The sequence below is a fragment of the uncultured Ligilactobacillus sp. genome (assembly GCF_948826705.1).
Taxonomy (GTDB): domain Bacteria; phylum Bacillota; class Bacilli; order Lactobacillales; family Lactobacillaceae; genus Ligilactobacillus.
Genome location: NZ_CAQLEL010000043.1, coordinates 1 through 4,424 on the forward strand (window position 1 = coordinate 1; position 4,424 = coordinate 4,424).

At 39.8% G+C, this 4,424-nt stretch carries 6 protein-coding genes and 1 pseudogene; all 7 read right to left on the reverse strand.

Going from position 1 to position 4,424, the window contains the following annotated elements; genetic code table 11:
* Positions 1–141: pseudogene (locus Q9Q35_RS02535) on the reverse strand (tRNA (guanosine(37)-N1)-methyltransferase TrmD); the annotation flags it as partial.
* The gene (rimM, locus tag Q9Q35_RS02540) at positions 142–657 is read right to left on the reverse strand and encodes a ribosome maturation factor RimM (RefSeq protein ID WP_304651988.1); all 516 of its coding nucleotides are present in this window, start codon (positions 655–657) and stop codon (positions 142–144) included.
* 68 nt (positions 658–725) lie between these two features.
* Positions 726–974: a KH domain-containing protein gene (locus tag Q9Q35_RS02545; protein WP_304651989.1), complete on the reverse strand. Its 249-nt coding sequence runs from the start codon at positions 972–974 to the stop codon at positions 726–728.
* Positions 975–984: 10 nt separating this feature from the next.
* Entirely contained in the window at positions 985–1,260 is a 276-nt protein-coding gene (rpsP, locus tag Q9Q35_RS02550) for a 30S ribosomal protein S16 (RefSeq protein WP_004047418.1), read from the reverse strand.
* Between the two features lie 126 nt (positions 1,261–1,386).
* Positions 1,387–2,814 (reverse strand): signal recognition particle protein, encoded by a 1,428-nt coding sequence (gene ffh / locus Q9Q35_RS02555; protein WP_304651990.1) that lies wholly within the window; start codon positions 2,812–2,814, stop codon positions 1,387–1,389.
* Between the two features lie 15 nt (positions 2,815–2,829).
* Positions 2,830–3,171, reverse strand: coding sequence for a putative DNA-binding protein (locus tag Q9Q35_RS02560; protein ID WP_010688897.1), 342 nt, complete (start codon positions 3,169–3,171; stop codon positions 2,830–2,832).
* Positions 3,172–3,180: 9 nt separating this feature from the next.
* Positions 3,181–4,404, reverse strand: a complete 1,224-nt coding sequence (gene ftsY / locus Q9Q35_RS02565) for a signal recognition particle-docking protein FtsY (protein ID WP_370648876.1) — start codon at positions 4,402–4,404, stop codon at positions 3,181–3,183.
* Between the last annotated feature and the right edge of the window lie 20 nt (positions 4,405–4,424).

A 4,424-nucleotide genomic window follows, 5' to 3' on the forward strand; every position in this document is an offset into this window, starting at 1 on the left:
ACGTTGCTTATTAGTCGTATAGTCACGAAAATCGGTCACTTCAACATCAAGTAGTTGCTTTTCGATCGCTTTACCTACGATCGATTGCGTCAATGGCCCCTTGAACATTTCGGGAAATAAACTTAAAATATCTATCTTCATCTAGTCATCCAATCCCTCTAAGAGTTCAACATGTACTTTACCAGCAACTAGATCGACATCCTTGATCACATCATCGATCACTGGCAGTAAGAGATCATTTTTTTTCTTACGTTTAACCACCCAGACATCATTAGCTCCAGGCGATAATATCTCCTTGATCTTTCCAAGTGTACTTCCATTTTCATCCACAACATCTAAACCGATGATCTGATGATAATAATATGAACCATCTTCGAGTTCTTCTTGTTGGTCAGCTGAAACTTTCAGATCATCACCTTTAAATTTTTCAACTAAATTGATGTTATCGTAGCCTTCAAATGCTAGCATGATAAATTGCTTATGACGACGACTCTTTTGGATCGTCAATTCCGTTCCTATGTTCGCATTTTGCTTAAAAGCATATAATTTATTACCTGGCTTGAAACGCTCTTCTGGAAAATCGGTCGTTGCGATCACCTTGACTTCTCCGCGGATCCCATGAGTATTAACGATTTTTCCAACTTGATAAAATTCCATTTAAACCCCTCCTCGTATTTGCTATTAAAAAAACCTCTGAAGAAACTAAGTTTCAGACAGAGGTTTGATTAATCATCTACAATATTTAAACGAACACGCAAAGGTCCGTCAATACGAATGCTATAAACAATAGTCCGGATCGCTTGAGCTACCCGACCATGTTTTCCAATCACACGCCCGACATCTTCAGGCGCCACAGATAAGTTAAAATTCAGAAAATGTGCGTCCTGGGCAGTTGTGATCGTGATCGCCTCAGGTTCAGACACCAATGGTTTGACAATCGATAAGATCAATTGTTTCACATCTGCTTCTGTCATTTACCTAACCTTATTTCTTGGAGTACTTAGCTTCGTGGAATTTCTTCATAACGCCTTCTTTTGAAAGGATGTTACGAACTGTATCTGATGGTTGAGCACCGTTATTCAACCAGCCCATGATAGCTTCTTCTTTAAGTGTAACTTGTTCTGGTTGTGTCAATGGGTTGTATGTACCCACTGTTTCGATGAAACGGCCATCACGTGGAGAACGTGAATCTGCTACAACGATACGATAGAATGGGCGCTTCTTAGAACCCATACGCTTTAAACGAATTTTTACTGACATGCATTACACCTCCTAATATCTTATCAACGATAAATAATATACCAGTAATTTGGTCTGCTGTAAAGGGAAAATTCTTGACAGTTATAAAAAAATTTTCTAATTTAATGAAAAATCTTGATTTACCGCCTATTTGCGTCGTTTACGTAAACGTTGTAATTTACGTTTTTTATTTTTGCGTACCATGCGATTCATGGACATCTTAGCTAATTTACCACCTATCCCATCACCTAAGAGACCTTCCATCCCACTGAAATTTCCCTTAGACATCTTTTGCATCATATCACGCATTTGTTTGAATTGTTTGATCATTCGGTTGACTTCTTGGATCGGACGTCCCGAACCAGCTGCGATCCGTCGTCTGCGACTTGGATTCAAAAGATCAGGATCTTCCCGTTCTTGTGGTGTCATCGAGTAAACGATCGCTTTGGTATGTTCCATATCTTTAGGATCAACTTTGATATTTTTTAGGGCTGGATTATTGGCCATCCCCGGGATCATCTTCATGATATCTTCGATCGGTCCCATATTTTGAACTTGTTCCAATTGATCTAAAAAGTCGTTGAAATCAAAGCTGTTTTCCCGCATTTTATCAGCAAGTTCTTCCGCTTTTTTCTCATCAAAGTCCTTTTGTGCTTTTTCGATCAACGTGAGCATATCACCCATCCCTAAGATGCGTGATGCCATTCGATCAGGATAAAAGACGTCTAAAGCCGTCATTTTTTCACCTTGCCCGATAAACTTGATCGGTTTTCCTGTCACTGCACGGATCGAAAGCGCAGCCCCACCACGAGTATCGCCATCTAATTTAGTTAGTACGACACCAGTTACATCCAATTGATCATTAAAGCCTTGTGCGACTTCAACAGCATTTTGCCCAGTCATCGCATCAACTGTCAGCAAAATCTCATTTGGTTGCGCCAATTCTTTGATATTGACTAACTCATCCATCAATCTTTCATCGATCTGTAAACGACCAGCCGTATCAATGATCACATAGTCATTTTTCTTTTCCTTGGCTAGTTCCATCCCTTGCTTAACGATCTCGACTGGATCGACATCAGTTCCCAATTCAAAGACTGGAACATCTAATTCACGACCGATCGTCTTCAATTGGTCGATCGCAGCTGGACGATAAACGTCAGCTGCGATCATCAATGGACGCGCATTTTGTTCGTCTTTTAGACGCTTAGCCAATTTCCCTGCTGTCGTCGTTTTACCAGCACCTTGCAACCCGACCATCATAATGACTGTCGGGATCTTAGGTGATCTATTCAATGGTGTGGCTTCTTCTCCCATCACCTTGACCAATTCTTCATTAACTATCTTTACGATCTGTTGTGCTGGTGTTAAGCTTTCTAGTACCTCAGCACCTACAGCTCGAGTACGCACGGTCTTAACAAAGTCTTTGACCACTTTAAAGTTAACGTCAGATTCTAATAAGGCTAAACGGATCTCGCGCATTACCTCTTTGACGTCGGATTCGCTGACCTTACCCTTACGCCGTAATTTCCCGATCGCATTTTGGAGACGTTCTGTTAATCCTTCAAATGCCATTTAGTGCACCAACTTTCATTTTTCTTCTAAAATTTCTAATTTTTCGACCAATGCTAACAATTTTTCGTCGGTCGGATATTTTTCAGTCACATAAGCTAAAAGTTCATCCGTTTTTTCGCTTTGTTGTAAAAAATCACGATACAGATGCAGTTTCTGCTCATATTCTTCTAAAATTTTTTCGGTCCGTTTGATGTTATCATAGACTGCTTGTCGTGAAACTTCATAGTTTTCGGCTATTTCACCTAATGAAAAATCATCGCGGTAATATAAAGCGATGTAATTCATCTGCTTTTTAGTCAACAAAGGTTCATAGAATTCAAACAAAGCATTGATCCGATTTGTTTTTTCGATTGCCATTTTCTTACCTTAATCTTTCTTAGGTGTAACTAACCCCTTAAATAAGCCATAGACAAATTCTTCAGGTGAAAAGTCACGGAGATCATCCATTTTTTCACCTAGACCAACTAATTTTACTGGTAAATGAAGCTCGTTTCTGATCGCTAACACTATTCCACCACGTGCGGTCCCGTCTAACTTAGTCAAGACGATCCCGGTAACATCAGTAACTTCTTTAAATTGTTTAGCTTGCGTCAAAGCATTTTGACCTGTCGTTGCATCTAAAGCCAATAACACTTCTTGCGGTGCATCAGGCAATTCACGCGTAATGACACGCTTGATCTTATCCAACTCGTTCATCAAATTGACTTTATTTTGCAAACGTCCAGCCGTATCGACTAATAAAATATCGTAGTTTTCTTTTTTAGCCTTGATCACAGCATCGTAAACAACAGCTGCTGGATCGCTTTTTTCTGGCTTAGTAACTACATCAACACCAACACGCCGGCCCCATTCAGCTAACTGCTCGATCGCACCTGCACGGAAAGTATCACCAGCAGCTAATAACACTTTTTTACCAGCTTGTTGGTAACGGTGGGCTAATTTACCGATCGTTGTCGTTTTACCTACACCATTGACCCCAACAAACAAGAACACAGTCGGTTCGTCTGGATCTTTAGCAAAATGCAAGCTATTATCTTCATCAATACCTTCACTTTCATAGATGTCGACTAAACGTTCAATGATCGCATCAGAGACATCAGAGCGACTTTTAGCATTACGTAATTTTACTTCATCTTGCAATTCATCACTGATCTTCATCGCAGTTTCAAAGCCAACATCAGCTTCGATCAAAGTTTCTTCGAGTTCTTCAAAGAAATCCTCATCTACTCGTCTAAAATTAGCCAATAAAGCATTTAACTTAGCTCCAAAGCCCTTACGTGACTTAGCTAATCCCTTATCATAACGCACAGTTTCAGAAGGTTCTATCTCCGATTGAGGTTTCTTAGGTGTTGCTTTAGTTTCTTCTAGCTCATCACTTTGTTGTTCTAATGGCTCTTCTTCAACTTTTTTAGCGACTCCTACTTCTTTATTTTCTGATGTTGCTTCAATTTTTTCAGTAACTTCTACTTCTTCTGGTGTTTGAACTACTTCTTCAATAACTTCAGATTCTTTAGCGACTGATTCAGTCTCTTTTTCATCCGTTTTTGCTTCAGCTACTTCAGGCAGCTCATCTTCTGGTGTAGCAGTTATTTCATTTGTCGCAGTTTCCT